The organism is Bacillus salitolerans, from assembly GCF_042680805.1.
In the GTDB taxonomy this organism is placed as follows: domain Bacteria; phylum Bacillota; class Bacilli; order Bacillales; family SA4; genus Bacillus_CJ; species Bacillus_CJ salitolerans.
This window is the reverse complement of the sequence record NZ_JBHUEM010000041.1, coordinates 1-20988: the sequence shown is the minus strand read 5'-3', so window position 1 is coordinate 20988 and position 20988 is coordinate 1. Positions and strand designations below refer to the sequence as shown.

Annotated in this window: 21 protein-coding genes, 2 rRNA genes and 1 other annotated feature; all 23 genes read right to left on the bottom strand. The window is 38.2% G+C overall.

Going from position 1 to position 20988, the window contains the following annotated elements; genetic code table 11:
- Positions 1–42: 42 nt before the first annotated feature.
- A complete protein-coding gene (gene rplK / locus ACFSCX_RS17240; RefSeq protein WP_377929484.1) occupies positions 43–468 on the bottom strand; it encodes a 50S ribosomal protein L11 in 426 nt (141 codons plus the stop codon).
- Between the two features lie 164 nt (positions 469–632).
- On the bottom strand, positions 633–1166 hold the full coding sequence (nusG, locus tag ACFSCX_RS17235; RefSeq protein ID WP_377929483.1) for a transcription termination/antitermination protein NusG: 534 nt from the start codon (positions 1164–1166) through the stop codon (positions 633–635).
- A gap of 143 nt (positions 1167–1309) precedes the next feature.
- On the bottom strand, positions 1310–1492 hold the full coding sequence (gene secE / locus ACFSCX_RS17230) for a preprotein translocase subunit SecE (protein WP_377929482.1): 183 nt from the start codon (positions 1490–1492) through the stop codon (positions 1310–1312).
- 45 nt (positions 1493–1537) lie between these two features.
- The gene (gene rpmG, locus ACFSCX_RS17225; RefSeq protein WP_377929481.1) at positions 1538–1684 is read right to left on the bottom strand and encodes a 50S ribosomal protein L33; all 147 of its coding nucleotides are present in this window, start codon (positions 1682–1684) and stop codon (positions 1538–1540) included.
- A 108-nt stretch (positions 1685–1792) separates the two neighbouring features.
- Positions 1793–2413 (bottom strand): RNA polymerase sporulation sigma factor SigH, encoded by a 621-nt coding sequence (gene sigH, locus ACFSCX_RS17220; RefSeq protein WP_377929535.1) that lies wholly within the window; start codon positions 2411–2413, stop codon positions 1793–1795.
- 101 nt (positions 2414–2514) lie between these two features.
- Complete coding sequence (locus ACFSCX_RS17215) at positions 2515–3024, bottom strand: NYN domain-containing protein (RefSeq protein WP_377929480.1); 510 nt, start codon at positions 3022–3024, stop codon at positions 2515–2517.
- A gap of 3 nt (positions 3025–3027) precedes the next feature.
- Positions 3028–3774 carry a 23S rRNA (guanosine(2251)-2'-O)-methyltransferase RlmB gene (rlmB, locus tag ACFSCX_RS17210; protein ID WP_377929479.1) on the bottom strand — a complete coding sequence of 249 codons (747 nt, stop codon included), beginning with the start codon at positions 3772–3774 and terminating at the stop codon, positions 3028–3030.
- Positions 3775–4188, bottom strand: coding sequence for a Mini-ribonuclease 3 (locus ACFSCX_RS17205; protein ID WP_377929478.1), 414 nt, complete (start codon positions 4186–4188; stop codon positions 3775–3777).
- A gap of 1 nt (position 4189) precedes the next feature.
- Positions 4190–5590: a cysteine--tRNA ligase gene (gene cysS / locus ACFSCX_RS17200; protein WP_377929477.1), complete on the bottom strand. Its 1401-nt coding sequence runs from the start codon at positions 5588–5590 to the stop codon at positions 4190–4192.
- Positions 5571–6245 (bottom strand): serine O-acetyltransferase, encoded by a 675-nt coding sequence (gene cysE, locus ACFSCX_RS17195; protein ID WP_377929476.1) that lies wholly within the window; start codon positions 6243–6245, stop codon positions 5571–5573. The genes cysS and cysE overlap by 20 nt, the downstream gene beginning before the upstream one ends.
- 181 nt (positions 6246–6426) lie before the next feature.
- Positions 6427–6649: a binding site (T-box leader), on the bottom strand.
- A gap of 36 nt (positions 6650–6685) precedes the next feature.
- Positions 6686–8143 (bottom strand): glutamate--tRNA ligase, encoded by a 1458-nt coding sequence (gene gltX / locus ACFSCX_RS17190; protein WP_377929475.1) that lies wholly within the window; start codon positions 8141–8143, stop codon positions 6686–6688.
- 126 nt (positions 8144–8269) lie between these two features.
- Positions 8270–8749 carry a 2-C-methyl-D-erythritol 2,4-cyclodiphosphate synthase gene (ispF, locus tag ACFSCX_RS17185; RefSeq protein ID WP_377929474.1) on the bottom strand — a complete coding sequence of 160 codons (480 nt, stop codon included), beginning with the start codon at positions 8747–8749 and terminating at the stop codon, positions 8270–8272.
- Between the two features lie 12 nt (positions 8750–8761).
- Positions 8762–9445, bottom strand: a complete 684-nt coding sequence (ispD, locus tag ACFSCX_RS17180) for a 2-C-methyl-D-erythritol 4-phosphate cytidylyltransferase (RefSeq protein WP_377929473.1) — start codon at positions 9443–9445, stop codon at positions 8762–8764.
- 11 nt (positions 9446–9456) lie between these two features.
- Positions 9457–10545 carry a PIN/TRAM domain-containing protein gene (locus tag ACFSCX_RS17175; protein WP_377929472.1) on the bottom strand — a complete coding sequence of 363 codons (1089 nt, stop codon included), beginning with the start codon at positions 10543–10545 and terminating at the stop codon, positions 9457–9459.
- A 448-nt stretch (positions 10546–10993) separates the two neighbouring features.
- A complete protein-coding gene (gene disA, locus ACFSCX_RS17170) occupies positions 10994–12067 on the bottom strand; it encodes a DNA integrity scanning diadenylate cyclase DisA (RefSeq protein WP_377929471.1) in 1074 nt (357 codons plus the stop codon).
- A gap of 5 nt (positions 12068–12072) precedes the next feature.
- Positions 12073–13449, bottom strand: a complete 1377-nt coding sequence (gene radA, locus ACFSCX_RS17165; protein ID WP_377929470.1) for a DNA repair protein RadA — start codon at positions 13447–13449, stop codon at positions 12073–12075.
- 443 nt (positions 13450–13892) lie between these two features.
- Positions 13893–16337, bottom strand: coding sequence for an ATP-dependent protease ATP-binding subunit ClpC (gene clpC / locus ACFSCX_RS17160; RefSeq protein ID WP_377929469.1), 2445 nt, complete (start codon positions 16335–16337; stop codon positions 13893–13895).
- A gap of 1 nt (position 16338) precedes the next feature.
- On the bottom strand, positions 16339–17433 hold the full coding sequence (locus ACFSCX_RS17155) for a protein arginine kinase (protein ID WP_377929468.1): 1095 nt from the start codon (positions 17431–17433) through the stop codon (positions 16339–16341).
- A gap of 3 nt (positions 17434–17436) precedes the next feature.
- Complete coding sequence (locus ACFSCX_RS17150; RefSeq protein WP_377929467.1) at positions 17437–17985, bottom strand: UvrB/UvrC motif-containing protein; 549 nt, start codon at positions 17983–17985, stop codon at positions 17437–17439.
- A 29-nt stretch (positions 17986–18014) separates the two neighbouring features.
- A complete protein-coding gene (locus ACFSCX_RS17145; RefSeq protein WP_377929466.1) occupies positions 18015–18476 on the bottom strand; it encodes a CtsR family transcriptional regulator in 462 nt (153 codons plus the stop codon).
- 141 nt (positions 18477–18617) lie between these two features.
- On the bottom strand, positions 18618–19289 hold the full coding sequence (locus tag ACFSCX_RS17140; protein ID WP_377929465.1) for an MgtC/SapB family protein: 672 nt from the start codon (positions 19287–19289) through the stop codon (positions 18618–18620).
- Positions 19290–20661: 1372 nt separating this feature from the next.
- Positions 20662–20777 (bottom strand): 5S ribosomal RNA (rrf, locus tag ACFSCX_RS17135).
- A gap of 61 nt (positions 20778–20838) precedes the next feature.
- Positions 20839–20988: ribosomal RNA gene (locus ACFSCX_RS17130) — 23S ribosomal RNA — on the bottom strand; the annotation flags it as partial.

Sequence of the window (20988 nt, the reverse complement as noted above, 5' to 3'; positions counted from 1 at the left end):
CATAATCCGCAACCTTAGCCATTCATTAGAGAATCACGGAAATTAATCTTCGATGATGATTCCCATGCTGCGTGCTGTACCTTCTACCATTCTCATAGCAGCTTCAACACTTGCTGCGTTTAAGTCAGGCATTTTTTGTTCAGCAATTTCGCGTACTTTATCACGCTTAACTGTTGCAACTTTCTTCTTGTTTGGTTCACCAGAACCAGACTGAATTCCAGCTACTACTTTTAATAAAACTGCAGCAGGTGGAGTTTTCGTAATAAATGTAAATGAACGGTCTTCAAATACCGTAATTTCAACAGGAATAATCAAACCAGCTTGATCAGCCGTACGAGCGTTGAATTCTTTACAGAATCCCATGATATTAACACCTGCTTGACCTAGTGCTGGTCCAACTGGTGGTGCTGGGTTTGCTTTACCGGCAGGAATTTGAAGCTTTACAACTTTAATAACTTTTTTAGCCACGAGACACACCTCCTTAATTAGTCCGTGATGTGGTAATAGGGTCTTACCCTCCCACTCAACTTTCTTTATATGAAATAAAGAATTTGACGAATATTATCTTCTCGTGAAGACATATTGACCTATGCAATGTTACCATTTTTAATGATTGATTTCAAGTTTTTATTTTAGATTTTTTCTATTTGAGCAAAGTCTAATTCTACAGGTGTTTCACGACCGAACATATTAACATGAACTTTCGCTTTACCTTTAACTTTGTCAATCTCTTCAATCGTCCCTGTAAAGTTAGCAAATGGACCTTCTTTTACTTTAACACTTTCTTTTAATTCAAACTTCACATCTAATTTTGGTTGCTCTACACCCATTCTCTTCAAAATGAAGTTGATTTCTTCCGGTTGAAGAGGAGTAGGCTTAGATCCAGATCCCGCAGACCCTACGAACCCGGTAACACCTGGTGTATTACGGACAACATACCAAGAGTCATCAGTCATAATTATCTCTACTAGTACGTATCCAGGGAATACTTTCTTTTTTGTAACTTTTTTCTTACCATCTTTCAATTCGGTTTCATCTTCTTCTGGAACGATAACTCGGAATATCTTATCTTGCATACCCATTGATTCAACGCGCTTTTCAAGATTAGCCTTTACCTTATTTTCATATCCAGAATAAGTATGTACCACATACCAATTTTTTTCCATTTGTTAGGACGCTTGTCCTTCCCTCCCTAATATGAAAGTCTTTCAATTGCTACATATTTAAAAAGACAAATTAAAAAACCCGTTCAACGGGCTTTTTCAAAGTTTTCTTTAATATCCACCATTATACCATGAGAAGACAAGGATTATTCAAGTATTAGTCGAATTAAAGAAGAAATTCCTAAATCCACAACTGCGAAGAAAACAGCCACAAATGCAACAGTTGAAATAACTGTAATAGTATAACGAGTTAACTCTTTCTTCTTAGGCCAACTTACCTTCTTCATTTCACGAACTACATCACGTAAAAACTTAGATACACGTTGCATTTCTTAACCTCCAACTGTATGACGATCAACTATTAGTCGTTATCTTTATTTCGTTTCACGATGAATTGAGTGAGTGTTACATACTGAACAAAATTTCTTTATCTCAAGGCGTTCGCTTTGATCCGTTTTCTTATAGGTTGAATAGTTCCGACTTTGGCAAACTTCACAAGCTAGTACAACTTTTTTTCTCACGAAAACACCTTCTCACATAAAAGGAGCTATGAAACTGAAATTGTCAAAAAATAAACATTCTATAAGAATGTATCATAGCATGAATTTGTAGTCAATAACGCCCTAGACTTATAAAGTGATTTCACGAAGCTCTAAATATCTCTCAAGCTTCCTCTTTACACGTTGAAGTGCATTGTCGATTGACTTCACATGACGATTTAAATCTTCCGAAATTTCTTGGTAAGATCTACCATCTAAATAAAGAACTAGTACCTTTCTTTCTAGGTCACTTAAAAGTTCAGCCATCTTCACTTCTATATCATCAAACTCTTCCTGATTAATAATGAGTTCTTCAGGATCCATTACTTTTGCACCTGATATAACATCCATAAGTGTACGGTCAGATTCTTCATCATATATGGGCTTATCTAAAGAAACATATGAGTTTAATGGAATGTGTTTCTGTCTTGTTGCCGTTTTAATAGCGGTAATAATTTGTCTAGTAATACAAAGCTCAGCAAATGCTTTAAATGAGGAAAGCTTGTCCTCTTTAAAGTCACGAATAGCTTTATATAAACCAATCATACCCTCTTGTATGATATCTTCACGATCAGCACCAATTAAAAAATACGACCGAGCTTTTGCACGAACAAAATTACGATACTTGTTAATTAAGTAATCTAGTGCATCTGAATCACCTTGATGTACATAATCAACAACGATCTCATCCTCTAACTCTTCAAATTTCATGTTGTTTTCTTCCTTGAGGTATGAACTCACTCCTATCCCTCCGGACGCACTATAAGTAGTTAGAAATATTATACAGTAGCTTTAGAAACAGCGTCAACCATTCACCGCTCTCCTCTGCGCCATTTTTCAAAAATTTCTGCCACTTCGTTTGAGAGTTGAATACGAGATATTGGTTTATTTTCATTACTTTTTTGTACGGTTTTAGAGATACCAGATTCAACTGACTTCATCTCATTAAATAGCTCTCTTGCTGATTTCCTTAAGGCACCTTGCCCAAAAATCGCCCACTGCTCAGTATAGTCAGAGGTTGCAACGTGTATTTGTGTTTTAATATTTTTTAATTCTTTTGCTAATTTTTCAATCCGTTCATCTGCAGTTTCATTTTCACGTGTGAAAACGACCTCCACTTTATGATTTTTCTTTTTGTTTTCAATTCCCTTCACAAGATGGGCATCAAAGATAATGATAACTCGGTATCCAGAAAACGCCTGATATTCCGCCATTTTCTGGATAAGTAAATCTCTTGCAGCTGGAAGGTCTGTCTGTTTTAGTTTTCGAAGGTCTGGCCAAGCACCAATCACGTTATATCCGTCAACAAGTAGAACATCCATCGCCTATTCCCCAAGAGGCTGTCTTTTACGATATACCTCATACATTAATAGACTTGCTGCTACGGACGCATTTAACGAAGTTACTTTACCAACCATTGGTAGGCGAATGAGAAAATCACATTTCTCTCTAACGATTCTGCTCATTCCTTTTCCTTCACTTCCAATAACAAGGCCAATTGGCATTTTAGCATCCAATTGTCTATAATCAGTGGTCCCGGATGCATCTGTCCCAACGATCCATACCCCTTTTTCTTTCAACTCTTCAATGGTTCTGGACATATTCGTAATACGTACGACTGGTATGTATTCAATGGCACCAGTTGAAGCTTTTGCAACAGTAGCTGTTAACCCAACCGCTCTTCGTTTTGGAATAATAATCCCATGAGCCCCAGCTGCTTCAGCTGTTCTCATAATAGAGCCAAGATTATGCGGGTCCTCAATTTCATCTAGGAGAATAAAAAATGGATCTTCCTCCCGCTCTTTTGCTCTTGCAAAAAGATCGTCTAACACTGCATATTCATATGCTGCGACTTGAGCCACAATCCCTTGGTGGTTACTACTACCCGCCAGTTGATCTAATTTCTTTCGTGGAGCGAATTGTACAATCACGCCCGTGTCTTTAGCTAGCTGCATTACTTGCCCTGTTTGCCCCTTTTGTGCACCTTCAGCAATCCAAATTTTGTTAATATCTCTACCAGATTTTAATGCTTCGATTACAGGGTTTTTTCCAATTACCATTTCCTCGGACATTTACTTTCCTCCTTTCTCTTCAATTAATTGAATCGATAAGTTGATTAGTTCAGTTAGACGATCATGATGATCTGCTAAGAAGTGAAAACCAAGGAGCGCTTCAAAGGCTGTACTGTATCGATACGTCTGTACATCTGTGTTTTTAGGAATTGTTCCTGATTTAGCATTGCGACCTCTTCTTATAACTGCCTCTTCTTCTTCAGTTAACTGCTTTTGATTGATTAGTTCATGTACAATATAAGCTTGTGCTTTTGCTGAGACAAATTTTGTCCCCTCTCGATGAAGCTGGTTTGGCCTAACCTGTCCTTTTAAGAGAAGGTGATGCCGAACACGTGCCTCATATATCGCATCACCCATATACGCCAGGGCTAAGCTGTTTAGCAAATGTGGATTAATTTCTTTATATGACTCCATCCTAGCCTCTTCTCCATCTTATACCTTGCGCTGTATCCTCTAAAATGATATTCATCTCTTTTAATTGGTCTCTAATTTGGTCAGCTAAAGCAAAATCTCGGTTTTTACGTGCTTCTACCCGCTTTTCAATTAATGCTTCAATTTCGTCATCAAGCATCTCTTTTTGTCTAATGAGGGATAAGCCTAATACACCTGCTAAATCATCGAACAAATGAATAAATGTTTGAATCACTTCTTCTGACGTATTTTTCTCCATTAGATAGAGGTTTGCAGTTTTTGAAAGCTCAAACAATATTGATATAGCATTGGCTGTGTTAAAGTCATCATCCATTTCCTTAATAAAGCTTTGCCTTATGTCTGAAATTTTCTCCAACCAAACCCCATTGTCTTCTGCTAAGTTACTACTAGTTTGAATACGATGTTTTAGGTTTTCGTAGGAAGTCTGAATTCGTTCAAATCCACTCTTTGCACTTTCAACAAGCTCTTCACTAAAATTAATTGGATGACGATAGTGAACAGAAAGGATAAAAAATCTTACTACTTGAGGATTAACGGTTTTAAGAATATCGTGTACTAGTATGAAATTCCCCAATGACTTTGACATCTTCTCATTATTAATATTAATATACCCATTATGCATCCAGTAATTTGAGAATGTTTTCTCATTATTGGCTTCGGATTGAGCTATTTCATTTTCGTGATGAGGAAACGTTAAATCTTGTCCCCCTGCATGTATATCAATCGTATCACCTAAATACTTTTTTGCCATAGCTGAGCACTCAATATGCCAGCCTGGTCTTCCTTTCCCCCATGGACTATCCCACGATATTTCACTTTCTTTCTCTGCTTTCCATAAAGCAAAATCAAGAGGATCTTGTTTCTTTTCTCCAACCTCAATTCGAGCACCTGATCTCAAGTCATCAATTGACTGATGGGAAAGCTTTCCGTACCCATCAAATGCACGTGTTTTATAATAGACATCACCATTTGATTCATAGGCGAATCCTTTTTCAATCAATTGTTCGATAAATTCAATAATAATGTCCATGCTTTCTGTTACGCGAGGGTGATGATCAGCACGCTGGCAGCCAAGGGCAGAAACATCCTCATGATAAGCTTCAATAAAACGCTCTGCTATAGTCGGGACATCTTCACCTAAATCATTTGCAGCCCTGATTAACTTATCATCCACGTCTGTAAAGTTCGTGACAAATTCCACTTTGTAACCCCTATACTCAAAGTAACGCCTTACAGTATCGAATACGATTGCTGGTCTAGCATTCCCAATGTGAATATAGTTGTAAACAGTCGGACCACACACGTACATCTTAATTTTACCTTCTTCAATGGGCTTAAACTCTTCTTTTTTTCTAGTAAGTGTATTATAAAGTTGGATGGCCACTTTCAATCTTCCTTTCCTTCAGTTGCTTAAGCTCATTTTGTAACTCCGCTAGCTCTCTCTCTAGTTCTTTAAATCGATCCGCTACCGGGTCCGGTAGGTTGCAATGATCTAAATCGTTTTTTATTTTTACCCCATCTTGAATGACGACTCTTCCTGGAATTCCTACTACTGTAGAATTAGGCGGAACATCATGCAAGACAACGGAACCCGCTCCTACTTTAGAATGTTCTCCAATTGTAATCGAACCTAATACCTTTGCACCAGTAGCAATAAGCGCATAGTCCTTAATCGTAGGATGCCGTTTGCCCTTTTCCTTTCCTGTACCACCAAGTGTAACACCTTGGAATATAGTCACATTGTTCCCAATCTCACATGTTTCACCAATCACCACACCCATGCCGTGATCGATAAAGAATCTGCGTCCAATCTTTGCACCAGGGTGTATTTCAATCCCTGTAAAGAAGCGACTGATTTGTGAAATCACTCTCGCAAGGAAAAACAGTCTTCGCTTAAAACAGTTATGTGCTAAGCGATGTGCCCATATTGCATGAAGTCCTGAATAGGTTAAAAATACTTCAATGGAGCTTCTTGCCGCAGGATCCTGATCAAATACAACCTGAATATCTTCCCTCATTGTTTTTACCCAGCGAAACATTCCTTCTCCCTCCCTATCAATTGAGTATTTATTTTAGCCAAATTTTTAAGCTTATGTTAAGAACAAAAGGCTCAGGCGGGCTGGGCGATGGAGCCGGATTACGCCGTACATCACTCAGTTATCCACAAATGATGAGCTTTTATAGGTTCCTAAACAATAAAAAAGCGTCTCTGTGTATATACACAGAGACGCTTGAATAAGCGCGGTTCCACTCTGTTTAGATAACATTGAATGTCATCTCAACTTTAACTCTTTAACGGTGAGTAGCCGCTTCTATCTACTAACGGTTCAATAGAAGACTCAGAGGTGCACTTCAGTATCATCGTTCTTGAACCACTTTCAGCCGGTGATGGTTCTCTCTGAAAAGAACGTCATGTACTTACTTTCCTCGTCAACATTTTTTGGATATACACTTACTATATTATAAAACGTCAAATTTGTTAATCAATAAGTTTCTTTACCCTTGCAACAATCTTTTCTTTGCCGAGTAACGAGATAGCTTGTGGTAAATCAGGACCATGCGTTTGTCCTGTTGTAGCCACACGGATTGGCATAAACAATTTTTTCCCCTTTTGACCAGTTGCTTTTTGAGTTGCTTTAATGGCACCCTGTACATCGTCAGAACTAAACGATTCTAGTCTGTTTAGCTGATCTAAAAAGGCTTTCATTACTTCTGGTACTTGTTCTTCAGCTAATACCTCTTTTGCTTCTTCCTCATATTCTATATCGTCTTTAAAGAATAATTCCGATAGTTCAACAATTTCTGCTCCAAAACTCATCTTTTCTTGATATAAGGCAACTAATTGATTTACCCATTCAGACTCCTGTTCAGAAGGATTGCTCTTGACCCTACCAGCCTTAATTAAATGTGGCATACATAGTTCAACAAGGGTATTCATATCAAGTTTTTTCAAGTATTGGTTATTCATCCATGTTAATTTATGGGTATCAAACACTGCCGGTGATTTTGATAAACGAGCAGGGTCAAAAATCTCTATAAACTGAGCTTTATTGAAGATTTCTTCCTCTCCTACTGGCGACCATCCTAATAAACCAATAAAATTAAATAGTGCTTCTGGCAAGTAACCTAACTCCTCATATTGTTCGATGAATTGAATGATGCTTTCATCACGCTTACTAAGCTTCTTACGTTGCTCATTCACAATAAGCGTCATATGACCAAAGGTAGGAATATCCCAATTAAATGCTTCATAAATCATCATCTGTTTTGGAGTGTTAGAAATATGGTCTTCTCCTCTTAAAACATGAGTAATTTTCATTAAGTGATCATCAACGGCAACTGCGAAATTATAAGTCGGTGTTCCGTCTTTTTTAACAATAACAAAATCCCCCATACCTTCCGATTCAAAGCTAATATCGCCTTTTACCATATCATGAAAGCGGTAGCTTTTTCCTTCAGGGACACGGAATCGAATGCTAGGTAATCGACCTTCTGCTTCAAAAGCTGCTCTTTCTTCCTCGGTTAAATTTCGATGCTTCCCTGAATACATGGGCATTTCATTTCTGGCAATTTGCTCTTCTCTTTCTTGCTCAAGCTCTTCTTCTGTACAATAGCATTTATAGGCTAAGCCCTTTTCAAGAAGTTCATTGTAGAACTTTTTATAGATCTCGTTTCGTTCTGATTGGCGATATGGTCCATACTCTCCTCCTACATCAGGTGCCTCATCCCAATCAACTCCAAGCCATTTTAAATACTCAAGCTGACTTTCTTCGCCACCTTCAATATTTCGTTTTTTATCTGTGTCTTCAATTCTAATGATAAATTTCCCATTTTGATTACGTGCAAATAAATAATTAAATAAAGCTGTTCTTGCATTTCCAATATGTAAATGACCTGTTGGACTAGGTGCATAACGAACACGTACTTCGTTTAACATCTTATACTCACGCTCCTGCTTATCTTGTTCCCTCTATACTACTAGTATGAGAATTTTAATTATTTTACCATGCTTATTCTATCACCACAAAAACATTCATGCATCTCAAATTTATTGATTGAATTTCTATTCCTTTTTTTGAATTAGGATTACAGCCTGAGTGGCAATTCCTTCTCCGCGACCGGTAAAGCCTAATTTTTCAGTTGTGGTTGCTTTCACATTTACCCGCTCTACTGTAGAATGCAAAATGGCAGCAATTCTTTCTCTCATTGCTGAAATATACGGAGCCATTTTAGGCTTCTGTGCAATGATTGTACAGTCCACATTCCCTAAAGTGTATCCTTTTTCTTCAACTAATGTCCAAACATGCTCTAATAATTTCGCAGAATCAGCCCCTTTAAAGGCTGGATCCGTATCAGGAAAATGTCTACCAATATCTCCTTCTCCGATAGCCCCTAAGCAGGCATCCGCAATAGTATGTAGCAAAACATCTGCATCGGAATGACCAATTAATCCCTTTTCGTACGGAATCGTGATTCCACCTATGATAAGTGGTACCCCTTCTCCTAGTTGATGAACATCAAAGCCTTGCCCAATTCGAAACATATGAATCCTCTCCTACTTTTGCCGTTTCATTAATATTGACTCTCCATACAATAGGTCTTCCTGTGTTGTTAATTTAATATTTTCATAATCTCCTGCAACGATAACAACAGGCCTGTCCAATCTTTCAACTAAACTTGCCTCATCCGTACCAATAAAATGATCAATATCCGCTTTCCTGAAAGCTTCTTCAAGTAGTTGCATATGAAAAGCTTGTGGGGTTTGAACTGCCCACAAGCTTGAACGCTCAACGGTTTCGTCTACTAAACCATTCGTTACTTTCTTGATTGTATCCTTAACAGGAACAGCTAATATGGCTGCGCCATTTTTTTCTGCAGCATCGATTAATTCATGGATTTTTTCTTGTGTGATGAAGGGTCTTGCTCCATCGTGAACGAGCACTAGCCCTGTTGAACTTGTCTTCTGTAAGCCATTCCATACACTATCCTGTCTCTCTTTCCCACCTAAAACTAGCTGGTCTACCTTTGAAATGTGATAGCTACTTAATAGCGCTTCAAATTCTTTCCTATCGTCACGGTTCACAACAAGAGAAATACCGATGCATTTTGGATCATTTTCAAAAACAGTCAATGTATGAATAATAACTGGCTTTCCATTTAACGTAATAAATTGTTTATTCATCCCAGCATTCATCCTCTTACCAAGTCCAGCTGCTGGTATTACGACTTTATAATTCATTTACATCACCATTATAGTGCCTTCTCAAGTAATTTAGGTTTAGCAAAGATCATTCGTCCTGCTGATGTTTGCAAAACACTTGTTACAAGAACATCGATTCTCTTTCCAATGTAATCTCGTCCATCCTCTACAACAATCATCGTCCCATCATCAAGATAAGCAATACCTTGGTTATGTTCTTTACCATCTTTTATTACTTGTACATTGAGCTCTTCGCCTGGAAGCACAACAGGCTTCACAGCATTAGCTAAATCATTAATGTTCAGAACAGCCACATTTTGCAATTCGCAAACCTTATTTAAATTGAAGTCATTTGTAACGACTACACCGTTTGTTAGCTTCGCTAATTTTACGAGTTTACTATCCACTTCTTGGATTTCTTCAAAATCACCTTCATAAATCTCGACCTTAATAGCGAGTTCTTTTTGAATACGATTCAAGATATCCAAACCACGACGCCCACGATTTCTCTTAAGGACGTCTGAGGAATCTGCTATATGTTGTAATTCCTCTAGAACAAACTGCGGGATAACCATAGTTCCTTCTAAGAACCCAGTTTGACATATATCTGCTACACGACCATCAATAATGACACTAGTATCTAAAATTTTGAGTGCACCCTTTTGGATTACCTCATCTTCTTCAATCTCTCTTTTCTTCCCTTTCCCCGCTAACGTAAATAAGCTAATCAGCTCATCTCGCTTTTTAAATCCAACTTGAAATCCTAAATATCCTAACAGTAACGTTAACAAAATAGGAATGACCGTATTAACTAATGGAAAATCAATTGTTTTTATGGGAATCGCAATTAAGAAAGCAACAATAAGGCCAAAGATTAATCCAAAGCTACCAAATAATACTTCAGCTACCGGTGCCTTGACTAATGCTTCTTCAAACCATTTAATAAAATCAACTACAAAATCCACTAACCAAAAAGTAAGGATGAAAAAAATAATAGCACCTAATCCCGCTCTTGTATACGGAGATTCTATCAATGGGATATTGCCCACATCCAGTAAGGAAACTAATGATGGAATAAAAAAGATTCCTAGTGTCCCACCTACTAGTAAAAAGCAGAGCTGCACAATTCTTTTTATCATGCTTTCACCTCCTATTTATTCATTATAAACACTTTCCCCTGTTTGAAACCTATTATTACAATATCTTTAAAAAATGTTAGATTTTTGACACAAACAACTTATTTTTTCACACATTTTAGGTGTCATTAGTATATACGATTAACAAGGGGAAATGGGTTCACTTTTGAGAGATTTGTCTATCATTTCCTTTTCAATTTTAATTTTCAGCTACTATAGCAATAAAGTAAAATAATGTCAAATAAAGTGCTACTTAATCTCGTATTAAGATTATTTCCCTCTATTGATGTTAAAATAAGCCTACAGACTTGGATAAGGGACTGTTTTAGTCGGAATTGTGATCTATTGGATGATAATGAGCCGAAAACCTATACATACATGAAGCAGCAATTATAGTTGATGAACAAGAAAATGTATTGAGTCATATTTCTATACCATTCGAATTTCCTTTTCACATTTGTCGGTCGATTAAAAGCTGTGCATAAATTCTCTTTAAGCCTTCTTTTATTTTCTTTGCTCGAACTTCTCCGATACCCTCTATATCATCAAGTTCTTCCGTTGATGCTCTAACAATATTCTTCATATTTGATAGTGTTGTCACAATGTTTTCAATAACAATAGGTGGGAGTCTTGGAATTTTATTAAGTATTCGGTACCCTCTTGGGATGACTATATCCTCTAAATTGGTACTCCCTGGGTAACCCAGTAGTTTTACAATGACAGCATCATCAAGTAATTCTGAGTTAGATAGTTTTTGCAATGTATGTAAAATCTTTATAGGATCTGTCCCCTGTACATAGGAATAGTCCTTGATGAGAAGAAGTGCCTCTTCTTCTATATGCGCTAGTAGCTCTGTCATTTGGAGTCTAATTAACCGTCCCTCTGTACCTAGTTCATCAATGTAGCTTAGAATTTCCGTCTTAATGCGTAGTACCATTTCAACACGATGTAAGACTTGCAAAACCTCTGATAAGTTTGCTAGGTCCTCAAATTCTAGAGCACCTAGGTTCGTTATACTCTGATCTAATACCATTTTGTATTTTTCTAATGTTTGAATAGCTTGATTAGCTTTTGTTAAAATTACACCTATTTCACGAAGTGCATATCTAAATTCACCCTGATAGAGCGTTATTACATTTCTTCTCTGTGAAATCGCTATGACAAGGCAGCCTGTCTGTTTCGCTACTCTCTCTGCTGTACGATGCCTCATTCCTGTCTCCGAGGAGCTAACATTTGAATCTGGAACTAATTGGGCATTCGCTAATATAATCTTGCTACCTGTTCCATTCAAGATAATGGCACCATCCATTTTGGCCAGTTCATATAAGTGAGCAGGTGAGAAGGAACAATCAATCGAAAATCCACCATCTACTACAGATTGGACTTGTTCATTATAACCTAGAACGATCAGACCACCTGTTTTTGCACGAAGGACATTGTCTATTCCTTCACGAATAGGCGTTCCAGGTGCAACAAACTGTAAGATCTCCGCGATGTTCTTTACACTCTGCTTATTCTCATCCATTCAAACTAGCCCCCTAAGGTGATCTGTAAAGCTTGACGAATATGCTCCACTCCTATAATTTGAATATCCTTCGGAACAGTCCAATTCCCAATATTTTTTTCGGGTATAATCGCGCGCTTAAAACCAAGCTTAGCTGCTTCCTGTACTCTTTGCTCTATTCTAGATACCCTCCTAACCTCACCTGTTAAACCTACCTCACCGATAAGGACATCTGTTGCAGAAGAAGGCTGATCTCGAAAGCTCGATGCAATACTCACGGCTACTGCCAAATCAATAGCAGGTTCATCTAACTTTACCCCCCCTGCTACTTTTAAATAAGCATCTTGATTTTGTAATAATAATCCGATTCTTTTCTCTAGTACCGCCATAAGTAGGGATACTCTATTAACGTCTAGGCCTGTTGCCATCCTTCTTGGGTTTCCAAAACTCGTCGGCGAAACCAATGCTTGTATTTCAACCAATACAGGTCTAGTCCCTTCCATTGAGGCTACGACTGTTGATCCAGCTGCTCCTTTAGACCGCTCCTCAAGGAAGATTTCAGAAGGGTTATGGACTTCTTCTAAACCTTCCTCCTTCATCTCAAATATTCCCATTTCATTCGTAGAACCAAAACGATTTTTTACCGCTCTTAAGATGCGATAAGAATGATGACGTTCTCCTTCAAAATAAAGTACAGTGTCTACCATATGTTCTAATAAACGAGGACCTGCAATTGCTCCTTCTTTTGTTACATGCCCCACAATAAAGATAGCAATCCCTTTTGATTTTCCAATTCTCATTAATTCTGACGTACACTCTCTTACTTGGGATACACTCCCTGGTGCTGATTGAATATCTGGATGATAGATTGTTTGGATGGAGTCGATGATAACAAATGACGGATTTGTCTGTTCGATGGCCTTTGTTATTAATTCTAAGTCCGTTTCAGCTAAAACATATAACGAACTGGAATCCACCCGAAGACGATCTGCGCGAATTTTTGTTTGTTTGACAGATTCTTCACCGGAGATATATAGTACACCATGATTTTTTGAAGATAATTGTGATGAAACCTGAAGGAGTAATGTGGATTTCCCAATACCAGGGTCTCCACCGATGAGCACGAGTGAACCTCTTACAATGCCCCCACCGAGGACACGATTAAACTCCCCATTATCTGTTTTCAATCTCGGCTCTTGAACCGTTTCTACATTCTGTAATTGTATAGGTTTAGATAATCCATCATGTAATGAAGCAGTGAAAGTCATTTTTCGGGAGGATTTTACAGGCTCTAATTCCTCTGTTAGTGTATTCCATGCCCCGCAGCCTGGACATTTCCCCATCCATTTTGGTGATTCATAACCACATGCTGAGCATGTGAACTTGGTTTTTCTTTTTGCCATATAAATACCCTCTCTTTTACCATACCGTTTGAATTCTAATTTTATGATATCATAATCTATTTTTTTCATATTGGACCAAGCATTAAATATTTCATTTCTTAGAAAAGTACTAAGAAAACAAGCAAGGTGGAGATCTTCAACGGAGGCTCTAATGACGTAGTAGGCTTTGAGGACGATACATGGAACAAAAGGCTCAGGGCGCCCCGTTTAGCCTAAGGCAGAGCAAATGTTCTGTCATGAAAAAAGGGTGGTTTTCTCTTTTATTCATGACAGGTTATTTGACCAAGGAAGATTTTTCTTTTTCCCTCGAGTAGGATGAAATGGCAAAAATCGTCACCATTTCATCTTGGCTGGGTGCTTGAGCTGGATTTAGTAATAACATTGTATAAACTAAACACCAGAAACTTTCTTAGCTTATAAAAAAGAGGGCTTGCTAGAGCCCTCTATTTTAACACTGATTTTTCTAATGAATTTACCAAAAATTCATTATCTACCACACTAAGTTCTACTCTTTGACCTTTTTCTATGTTACCTTTTAGAAGCTCCTCAGATAACCGGTCTTCTACATTCTTTTGAATCGATCTTCTTAAAGGACGAGCACCATATTCTAAATCTGAGCCTTCCTCTGCAATTTTCTCCAATGCTGCATCTGTAACAACAAGATCAATTTGTTGTTCCGATAGTCTCTTTGTCAGTTGTTCAATCATTAAAGTAACGATTTCTTTTAAATGCTTTTTCTCTAATGAATGGAAAACAATCATTTCATCTAAACGGTTAAGAAATTCTGGACGGAAAGCCTTTTTGAGCTCATCCATAACCTTGCCTTTCATATCCTTGTACTCTTGACCTTCGTCTTGGACATTAAATCCGACATACTTGTTTCGTTTTAATGTATCGGCTCCGACATTTGATGTCATAATCACAATGGTATTTCTGAAATCCACTGTACGTCCCTTTGAATCTGTCAATCGTCCGTCTTCTAAAACCTGCAGAAGGATATTAAATACGTCCGGATGTGCCTTTTCAATCTCATCTAGTAACACAACCGAATATGGTTTACGACGAACCTTCTCTGTTAATTGTCCTCCTTCATCATATCCAACATATCCTGGCGGTGATCCAACTAAACGTGAAGTCGAGTGCTTCTCCATATATTCCGACATATCAACTCGGATCATTGCATCCTCATCACCAAACATTGATTCAGCAAGTGCACGAGCTAATTCCGTTTTACCTACTCCAGTTGGTCCTAAGAAAATAAATGACCCTATTGGTCGTTTCGGATCTTTTAATCCTGCTCTTGCACGGCGAACTGCTTTCGAAACAGCTTTAACTGCTTCGTCTTGACCGATAACGCGAGAATGCAAGATTTCTTCAAGCTTTAATAGTTTTTCTGTTTCGGATTCAGCAAGTTTGGAAACAGGAATTCGAGTCCAGCTCGCCACGACAAGGGCTATATCCTCTGTTGTGACTTCTGTATTTTCTTGACCTTGCTTTTCCTTCCAGGATTTTTTCGTCTCTTCTAATTGTTCGCGTAATCGCTGCTCAGTATCTCTAAGTGATGCTGCTTTTTCAAATTCCTGACTTTGAACGGCTGCATCCTTTTCCTTACGTACCTCTTCTAGCTTTTGCTCCAATTCCTTTAAGTTTGGTGGAGCTGTATAAGAACGTAAACGAACCTTTGAAGCTGCTTCATCGATTAAATCGATAGCCTTATCAGGTAAAAAACGATCAGTAATATATCGATCTGATAATTTAACCGCCTCAGTAATAGCCTCATCCGTAATAGACACCCGGTGGTGTGCTTCATATCTGTCCCTAAGCCCTTTTAAGATTTGAATGGACTCACCCACCGTTGGTTCATCCACTTGAATTGGTTGGAATCGACGTTCAAGGGCAGCATCCTTTTCAATGTACTTTCTATACTCATCGAGTGTCGTTGCTCCAATACATTGTAATTCTCCACGTGCTAGCGAAGGCTTCAAAATGTTGGATGCATCGATTGCGCCCTCTGCACCCCCAGCCCCTATCAAAGTATGGAGCTCATCGATAAACAATATAATGTTCCCAGCTTGACGAATCTCGTCCATGACTTTCTTAAGGCGATCCTCGAATTCACCTCGATATTTTGTTCCTGCTACAACTGTACCCATATCTAGTGTCATCACACGCTTATCCCTTAGTGTTTCCGGAACTTCATTATTCACGATTTGCTGTGCAAGTCCCTCAGCAATCGCTGTTTTACCTACACCCGGTTCACCAATGAGCACTGGGTTATTTTTCGTTCGACGACTCAATACCTCGATCACACGTTGAATTTCTTTACTTCTCCCAATTACAGGGTCCAAACTACCTTCTCTTGCAATCGATGTCAAATCTCTCGCTAAACTATCTAATGTAGGTGTGTTCGCATTTACAGAGTTTCCACCTTGATGTGAGCTTGATGAGCCTTCATTACTCCCTAGCAGTTGAAGAACTTGCTGGCGAGCCTTATTTAAACTGACACCTAAATTGTTTAAAACTCTCGCTGCAACTCCTTCGCCTTCCCGGATGAGTCCTAGCAAAATGTGCTCTGTTCCCACATACGAATGACCTAATTTTCGAGCTTCATCCATAGATAGCTCAATCACTTTTTTTGCTCGTGGTGTATAGTGTATAGTCTGTGAAACATCCTGACCTCTACCAATTAATGTCTCTACTTCCTGTTGAATTTTTTCAGGGCTTAAACCTAGCGCTTGTAATGCTTTCGCAGCAATACCTTCCCCTTCTCTTACTAAACCTAATAATATATGCTCTGTTCCTATATTATTATGTCCTAATCGAACAGCCTCCTCTTGGGCTAAGGCCAATACCTTCTGAGCACGTTCAGTAAAGCGTCCAAACATCATATTATTTTGCCTCCTTTTCATCCGGTGAGTTACTATTTTCTAAAATCAATCGCTCTCTTATTAAAGTTGCTCTTCTAACATCACGTTCATTAGGTCTAAGTGCTCCACCTGCATACTTTTGTAAAAAACCCGGCTGAGTTAAAATCATTAGTTCATTCAGTATATTACGGGAAACATTTTTTATGAAACCTAAATCAATGCCTAAACGGACATCTGATAAGCATCTTGCAGCTTCTTTCGATTCAATGATCCGCGAGTGAGCAAGTACTCCAAAAGAACGGTAAACCCGATCCTCTAGTTGTATGGAGGAGGTTTTAAGTAACGTATCCCTTGCCGCTCGCTCCTGGACAATCAGTTGGTGTACAACACTCTTTAAATCTTCCACAATATCGTCTTCTGATTTTCCTAACGTCATCTGATTTGATATTTGAAAAATATTGCCGAGTGCTTCACTACCCTCACCATAAATCCCTCTAACCACTAAACCCAGTTGATTAATCGCAGGAATAATTCGATTCATCTGCTGAGTTAAAGTAAGAGCTGGAAGATGCATCATAACCGATGCCCTTAAACCAGTACCTACATTGGTAGGACAACTCGTTAAATATCCACGTTTTTCGTCAAATGCATAATCAATCGAGTCTTCAATCCAATCATCTAGTTCATTGGCTACGTGTAAAGCTTCACTTAACTGAAAACCTGGATATAAACACTGAATTCTTATATGATCTTCTTCATTAATCATAATACTAACTTCCTCATTCTCTGATAACAAACAAGCTCCAAAGTTTGCTTCTTCAGCCAAGTGAGGACTAATGAGGTGTTTCTCTACCAATACTCGTTTTTCAATTGGTTGAAGTTCACTCATCTTTAATAATTCAAAATTTCCAACTGGGTCAAACGACTGACTTTCAAATCGGTGTTCAAACAATTGGATTATTTCTTTACACTCTTCATTATTAGCCACTGTTGGAAACTGATAAACAGAAATATTTCTGGCAAGACGGATTCTGCTACTAAGTACTATATCTGAATCAGGTCCCTCTTGACTCATCCAAGGGCTAATAGCTTGTTCAATAAAGCGCTCAAGCGACATGGGCTATTTCTCCCCCTCTCTATTAGCACTTAACGTATTTTCTAATTCTCTAATTTGATCCCTTACCCGAGCAGCAGATTCAAACTCTTCCTTAGTAATCAACTCATTTAATTCGCTTCTCAGTTGTTTAATTTGTTGCTTAACGTGAATACTTCCACCGATTCGTCTCGGGATTTTCCCTGCATGAGTTGTATTACCACTATGCAAGCGTCTTAAAACAGGATCTAATTGATCTTGAAATGCTCGGTAGCAATTGCCGCAGCCAAATCTGCCAGACTTCACAAATTGTTGAAATGTTAATTGACACCTATCACAATGTATGACTTCGTTTTTCGGAAATGTACTTGGCGCTTTATCCTTTAAGGATTGTTCCATGTTTAACAGCCCTGCGAGTAAGTGGTTAAAAGAAAATCCTGAACCACCTGAGAACATTGATAATTCACCATTCTCCTTGGCGCAATGATCACAGATGTGAATTTCTGTCTTTTCTCCGTTTAATATCTTTGTAAAATGGAGTGTCGCGGGCCTTTGCTGACATTCCTGACAAATCATTTTTATCACCTCTCCCAAATAGAATCTACTTAGTTATACTTTAACGTACTTAACATTGATTTTAATAAACGAGAACGTAGCTCATCCCTTTCTGGAAGGCTCATAAATAAAACAGATCGGTCCATGACACTTAACATTATCTTCGCTTCTCGTTTAGAAATAATCTCTTCTTCCACTAACCTAATAATTATATCTTCAGAATTTGACTGTGATATTTCGTTGTCTATCAGGGCAAGTATTTGGTCAATCAGATGTAATCGGTCATGAGATTTAACTTTGACAATCCGAATATAACCTCCACCACCTCGTTTACTTTCTACGATATATCCTCTTTCTAAAGTAAAACGGGTATTAATAACATAATTAATTTGAGAAGGAACACATTGAAATTTATCTGCTATCTCACTACGTTTAATCTCAATAGCATCCCGATTACTAACATTCAATACTTGCTTCAAGTATTGTTCTATTAGGTCGGATATATTTCTCACTCATCCTACCACCCTTCTGACTTTGACTATATTTGACTTTATAATCAATTATATAATGCCCTGAAAACTTTTTTCAACTATCAAGCACTTTTCAACCTACATCTATCCTAGCCAAAATTAGGAGGAAACATGATGAAAACATTATGAATTCGTAAAATTTTGTACCCCTTCTATTAGAAACAACTCCTCTAGTACTTCAGCCTGATAACGATACTTCATGGTAAAGATTAACTTTATGCCTGTCTTTTGCTCAGATAACGATACAATACTATTGATATTTCCCTCATACCTGTTAACTAGATGAATCACTTCTACTAATGATTTCTTTCCGTAAACCACAAGTTCAAACTTTTCATTCTTCCTTTTTTTCAGGAACAAACTTTCGAATTTATTAAGGGTGATAAGGATGATTAAAATGATGACAGTAGTTAAGATAGAAACAGAATATAGTCCTGCCCCGATGATTAGTCCTAACCCGGCTACGACCCAAATCGATGCCGCAGTTGTTAATCCTCTAACTGTCGAATCCTTAACTAGAATCGTCCCTGCTCCTAAAAATCCAATGCCACTTATCACATAGGAGGGAATTCTAGCTGGATCAAATCGAATATTTTCATTATGTATAAATGGCTCAAATCCATATAAAGAAAGAATCATCATTAAGCAGGAACCAACGCCTACTAGAAGATGAGTTCTAAACCCCGCTGGGTGCTGATTTACTTCCCGTTCTATTCCAATTAGCCCTGATAACAGGACTGCTAATAATAACCGCCCCATAATGATTGGAAGCTCCTGATCAATTAGTACCGACATTCCTTCTGTCCCCCCTGAAAAATCTGTATCTTATATCTTATTGTTGGGTGGGACAGAATATGACAATGGCGACTTTTGATTAGAAGGATGACACACAATCATTTGTAAATGTGATAAATAAGGGAGTTCCCGAGTCAATCAAAGAAGTTCGTAGATAGAAATAATTTACTTAATCCCACCGATGGAGTAAGCATACACGTACGAAATCAAACAAAACCAAATTAGTATTTAGTGCCCGTAAACACAAATAAAAAGCAAAAAGGGAGTTAGAATAAGTGTCTAACTCCCTTTTTGCTTTTTATGTACTGAGGTACGAAGGCAATGCTATTAGGTTATTGTAAGAGCATGTTGTGATACCTAGCTGACGCTAATAGACATATATTATAAACAATTTTGCATTGCCTAATTGGTGTGTTTATCTCTTTTAGCTTTTTCTTGGGTTTGTTTTCCGATTTTCTTTGTTTCATCGGCTTATATCTTATCTTGCCTCGTGTGGTAATTTTTCTCGCTTTGACATATACTTATTTCTTCTTCGATTTTACTTACCTCTGCCTCGCTTTACTTTCCTCGTTTTGTCTTTTACTTACCTCGTTTACCTTTTTACTTACCTCTTCTTCGATTTTACTTACCTCTAGCTTGCTTTACTTTCCTCGTTTTGTCTTTTACTTACCTCGTTTACCTTTTTACTTACCTCTTCTTCGATTTTACTTACCTCTGCCTCGCTTTACTTTCCTTGTTTTGTCTTTTACTTACCTCGTTTGCCTTTTTACTTACCTCTTCTTCGATTTTACTTACCTCTGCCTCGCTTTACTTTCCTCGTTTTGTCTTTTACTTACATCATTTGCTTTTTTACTTACCTCTTTTTCGATTTTACTTACCTCTGCCTCGCTTTACTTTCCTCGTTTTGTCTTATACTTACCTCATTTGCTTTTTTACTTACCTCTTTTTCGATTTTACTTACCTCTACTTATATTCAATTATTTTGAAATGACCCAATCATTGCTACAGCTAGTTTATGAATTCAGTCCAAACAAAAAAAGAGCAGCCTCATCAGCTGCTCTTTCTCATCTTGCATGGCGACGTCCTACTCTCACAGGGGCAATGCCCCAACTACCATCGGCGCTCGAGCTTTACTTCCGTGTTCGGGTTCGGACAAAAATGAGCGGCGAATCTCTTCGTCAGTTTCATTCGTTCAGATCCTCACGTACGGTCGTACGTTCCGGTCTTCTCTCATTTCACTTCCTCGACCTTCTTGCTCCTTTCCGCCCTCACAGTTTCGATTTTACTTAGGCGGATTCCTCCGTTTACTAGCTCTTACGAGCTTTCCTCAAACAAAAAAAGAGCAGCCTCATCAGCTGCTCTTTCTTTTCTTGCATGGCGACGTCCTACTCTCACAGGGGCAATGCCCCAACTACCATCGGCGCTGAAGAGCTTAACTTCCGTGTTCGGAATGGAAACGGGTGTGACCTCTTCGCCATCATCACCATACTAGTGAAGGTTTTGTTCCTTCAAAACTAGATAACAGATTTGTATTCATGAAAGTATTATTTCGGTTAAGTCCTCGACCGATTAGTATCTGTCAGCTCCACGTGTCACCACGCTTCCACCTCAGACCTATCAACCTGATCGTCTTTCAGGGGTCTTACTTCAAAGAATGGGAAATCTCATCTTGAGGGGGGCTTCATGCTTAGATGCTTTC

Bases quoted from the DNA above. Each gene is read 5' to 3' on its own strand.
- nusG (WP_377929483.1), bottom strand. From the start codon at position 1,166: ATGGAAAAAAATTGGTATGTGGTACATACTTATTCTGGATATGAAAAT.
- secE (WP_377929482.1), bottom strand. From the start codon at position 1,492: ATGCAACGTGTATCTAAGTTTTTACGTGATGTAGTTCGTGAAATGAAG.
- sigH (WP_377929535.1), bottom strand. From the start codon at position 2,413: ATGAAATTTGAAGAGTTAGAGGATGAGATCGTTGTTGATTATGTACAT.
- ACFSCX_RS17215 (WP_377929480.1), bottom strand. From the start codon at position 3,024: ATGGATGTTCTACTTGTTGACGGATATAACGTGATTGGTGCTTGGCCA.
- rlmB (WP_377929479.1), bottom strand. From the start codon at position 3,774: ATGTCCGAGGAAATGGTAATTGGAAAAAACCCTGTAATCGAAGCATTA.
- ACFSCX_RS17205 (WP_377929478.1), bottom strand. From the start codon at position 4,188: ATGGAGTCATATAAAGAAATTAATCCACATTTGCTAAACAGCTTAGCC.
- cysE (WP_377929476.1), bottom strand. From the start codon at position 6,245: ATGTTTCGCTGGGTAAAAACAATGAGGGAAGATATTCAGGTTGTATTT.
- gltX (WP_377929475.1), bottom strand. From the start codon at position 8,143: ATGTTAAACGAAGTACGTGTTCGTTATGCACCTAGTCCAACAGGTCAT.
- ispF (WP_377929474.1), bottom strand. From the start codon at position 8,749: ATGTTTCGAATTGGGCAAGGCTTTGATGTTCATCAACTAGGAGAAGGG.
- ispD (WP_377929473.1), bottom strand. From the start codon at position 9,445: ATGAATTATAAAGTCGTAATACCAGCAGCTGGACTTGGTAAGAGGATG.
- ACFSCX_RS17175 (WP_377929472.1), bottom strand. From the start codon at position 10,545: ATGATAAAAAGAATTGTGCAGCTCTGCTTTTTACTAGTAGGTGGGACA.
- disA (WP_377929471.1), bottom strand. From the start codon at position 12,067: ATGGATGAGAATAAGCAGAGTGTAAAGAACATCGCGGAGATCTTACAG.
- radA (WP_377929470.1), bottom strand. From the start codon at position 13,449: ATGGCAAAAAGAAAAACCAAGTTCACATGCTCAGCATGTGGTTATGAA.
- clpC (WP_377929469.1), bottom strand. From the start codon at position 16,337: ATGATGTTTGGACGCTTTACTGAACGTGCTCAGAAGGTATTGGCCTTA.
- ACFSCX_RS17155 (WP_377929468.1), bottom strand. From the start codon at position 17,433: ATGTCGCTTGAGCGCTTTATTGAACAAGCTATTAGCCCTTGGATGAGT.
- ACFSCX_RS17150 (WP_377929467.1), bottom strand. From the start codon at position 17,985: ATGATTTGTCAGGAATGTCAGCAAAGGCCCGCGACACTCCATTTTACA.
- ACFSCX_RS17140 (WP_377929465.1), bottom strand. From the start codon at position 19,289: ATGTCGGTACTAATTGATCAGGAGCTTCCAATCATTATGGGGCGGTTA.